The sequence below is a fragment of the Bartonella sp. PS7NMGDW genome, assembly GCF_042193585.1.
GTDB lineage: Bacteria > Pseudomonadota > Alphaproteobacteria > Rhizobiales > Rhizobiaceae > Bartonella > Bartonella grahamii.
This window is the reverse complement of the sequence record NZ_JBHILX010000050.1, coordinates 1-2,743: the sequence shown is the minus strand read 5'-3', so window position 1 is coordinate 2,743 and position 2,743 is coordinate 1. Positions and strand designations below refer to the sequence as shown.

At 33.4% G+C, this 2,743-nt stretch carries 5 protein-coding genes; all 5 read right to left on the bottom strand.

The features are described from left to right. A partial coding sequence (locus ACFIKJ_RS08955) for a single-stranded DNA-binding protein (protein ID WP_375670517.1) occupies positions 1-104 on the bottom strand: 104 nt, incomplete at its 3' end. A gap of 136 nt (positions 105-240) precedes the next feature. Next, entirely contained in the window at positions 241-621 is a 381-nt protein-coding gene (locus ACFIKJ_RS08950) for a helix-turn-helix transcriptional regulator (protein WP_015856258.1), read from the bottom strand. Between the two features lie 32 nt (positions 622-653). Then, positions 654-1,520: a DNA adenine methylase gene (locus tag ACFIKJ_RS08945; RefSeq protein ID WP_375627561.1), complete on the bottom strand. Its 867-nt coding sequence runs from the start codon at positions 1,518-1,520 to the stop codon at positions 654-656. A gap of 109 nt (positions 1,521-1,629) precedes the next feature. After that, positions 1,630-2,148, bottom strand: a complete 519-nt coding sequence (locus ACFIKJ_RS08940; protein ID WP_375627560.1) for a hypothetical protein — start codon at positions 2,146-2,148, stop codon at positions 1,630-1,632. After that, positions 2,135-2,482, bottom strand: a complete 348-nt coding sequence (locus tag ACFIKJ_RS08935) for a hypothetical protein (protein WP_375670516.1) — start codon at positions 2,480-2,482, stop codon at positions 2,135-2,137. The genes ACFIKJ_RS08940 and ACFIKJ_RS08935 overlap by 14 nt, the downstream gene beginning before the upstream one ends. Between the last annotated feature and the right edge of the window lie 261 nt (positions 2,483-2,743).

The following is a 2,743-nucleotide window of genomic DNA, read 5'->3' as shown; positions in this document are numbered from 1 at the left end:
TCAGAAGTCGCTATACTAAAATTGACTATTTCTGCTCCAGAATTCATTGTTTTGCTTTCGGGATTAGCACCAAGGCGCCCGATTAACGTCACTTTATTTAGCATATTTGTAGCCCCATTAGATTAGCAATTTATACATGAAAAATCTTAGCATAATTTGCATATTTATTCAATTATTTCAAAAGGATATTATTGTTTTTTAACATATAAAATTATGTTTACGGTGTATAAAATAAGGGGATCAAGGTATTCTATTCTGCAAGCACCGTTTTTTTTCTACTTTCTCCATGAGTTCCTTGCACTTTGTCAGATCTTGTTGTGAAAGAGACTTAAACATTCTAACAAACGTGTTAGAAATTTCATGGTTAAGTGGGTCAGAAGAGTTCATTGTAAAATTCTTACGACAAATATTTGCTTCTCTTCTCAAGATAGAAGCCGTTTCTTCATCTAAAGCATATTTCTCAATGATCTTTTCTTCCATGTCAGCAGGTATAGGCTTTTTGCCAATTTCTACAGAAGATAAAAATGCTATAGATACGCCTAATTTATTAGCCATATCTAATAAACGTTCTGTCCGATCAATACGAATTTTACGTAAGGTTTTGCCAAATGGTGTAAGCATGTGATTAAAGCTCCTATTAATGAAATCTGCAATTAAGCTGCTTTGAGAAGCGAGCCTATATTCTTTTCTAAAAATTGAGGTACTTTGATTTTAGGTGAAAAAATCATCAATTTGGTAGCTTGCCTTTTCTCTTGTAGAGAATATTGTAAGCTAAATTCTATTGAGAGATATTGCCTATACAAAAATTTAATTTCTTCAACGTTGTCATAAGTAATTAGCCAAGGCGCTGTCACATGTTGGGAGATGACATTCTCTAAATTATTATGATCATTAGCTTTGTAAAACGAAGTGTAAAGCCCTTTTCCTTTTTTAAAATAAGGAGGGTCCATATAAAAAAAGGTGTTTTCATCAGTTCCATAACGCAGCAAAAATTCCCGTGCATTTAAACGAGTTAAATGTATTTTATCTTTTTGTTCACTTATGCGAAGAATGCGTTCAATTATATTCTCTTTGTTAAATCGGCAATCTATTTTATAGGCACCGCTTTGTCCTTTCCCTCCAATTGGTCCAGCATTTTTAATAATTCCAGATCTATTTGTGCGATTCAAAAAGAGTGCTGCAAATCCTGCGCTAAGCACATCTGCACTTGCAGGAGAAATTTCTTTTTGTATGTACCATTCTTCTAAGTTAATGGTCGTTGTATTGATTTTTTCTATTAATTCTTCTGTCTTGTGCAAAACGCAATACCAAAAGCTCCAAATGAACAGATCAATATCGTTAATGTGAATATCTTTAACATCACCATTAAAAAGAAGCTTTAGAGCAAGTCCGCACCCGCCAGCAAATGGCTCTCTGTAGGAACAGCCATTTAATGCATTTTTCTCAAATATTTCTTTGATTTTTCCATACAGTGCAGCCTTACCGCCTGGATATCTCAATGGTGAGCAGACATGAGTCATTGTTACGCGCCTTTTTCAATGATTTTTTGATGTTTTTGTTGATTTCATCTATGAACGTTGAGAAGAGACAACGCCATTTAATCTGAACAGTTTTATAAAATCGGAAATTTTACTTTTGGTTTTTAACTGAGCACTGTAGTGTGTAAATAGATATGTTTATTAAACTGCGTGTACGTAACATAAGGAAAAATACACAGACTAAAAAAGAATACCAAAGAGCAATATCTGAGTACCAAAGTACAGTATCCAATGGAAAAGAAAGCTTATACTCCACGTACTTAGAAAAAATAGGCAAAGAAACAGTTTCCTTATAACTATTTGGAAAAATTAAAACGACAAGTGCTAAACTTATTAGCTTTAAAAGTCTGTGCATATACTGTTGTAAATCACGTGTTAATGTCTTCCAACCTGTTGTATTGCCGCGTTTGTATTTTGGATTGTTCTGCAACTCAAAAGGAATATGAGAATTGCATAAAATTACAAAAATATTTGTTATTATTATCAAACCAAAAGATGCAAATATCAAAATACTTTGAATAAAGTAGGGATTTTTTTTAATTCCTAAAAAACATAAAAATATAAAAGTTATAATACCAAACAAGGCTCTTAGCTGTTTATCTGTAAACATATTTATTTCCTGCGGTTTTCGATAATTTTTTGATCTCTTTATTGATCTCGTCTATAAGAGGTTCGTAATTGAGAACGCTTTTCGGAATATTCCCACCGTAAACCCAAGCTTTTACTTGCGCTTTGGTACTAAAATCGGCATTCTTGGGTGTTTTGTAATACTGTCCGCCATCAAACTTTTCACACTCTCTTGTACCGTCTTCATATTCGTAGAGGTTGTAAAAATACTCCTCTGCTCCGTCCCCCCAAGGAACATAACCAACAGCTGTTGCAACAAACTCTTTTTGCATGGCTTGTTTACGGTTTTTTAAGAATAAATGTTTAAAAATGAACATGCTTTAATCCTAATTTTACCAATTGGTCTATTTGTCTCAAATTTGATCATACAGAGCGTTTTATATTGCAGGTGTTATATTTATCATAAAATCTTTAAATCGCTTTGTAAGGTGCCCTTTTGTCTATTTAAACGCATATCTAATCGTAAAATGATCAGCACTTTTCACTAGTTTGCTGTGGACCAAAGCGTTTCATTATCCCACCAATGCCATTTAGAGTCTCTTCAAGTTTTTGCTTGTGAATAACCGTAAGGGGGCTTG

Bases quoted from the DNA above. Each gene is read 5' to 3' on its own strand.
- ACFIKJ_RS08950 (WP_015856258.1), bottom strand. From the start codon at position 621: ATGCTTACACCATTTGGCAAAACCTTACGTAAAATTCGTATTGATCGG.
- ACFIKJ_RS08945 (WP_375627561.1), bottom strand. From the start codon at position 1,520: ATGACTCATGTCTGCTCACCATTGAGATATCCAGGCGGTAAGGCTGCA.
- ACFIKJ_RS08940 (WP_375627560.1), bottom strand. From the start codon at position 2,148: ATGTTTACAGATAAACAGCTAAGAGCCTTGTTTGGTATTATAACTTTT.
- ACFIKJ_RS08935 (WP_375670516.1), bottom strand. From the start codon at position 2,482: ATGTTCATTTTTAAACATTTATTCTTAAAAAACCGTAAACAAGCCATG.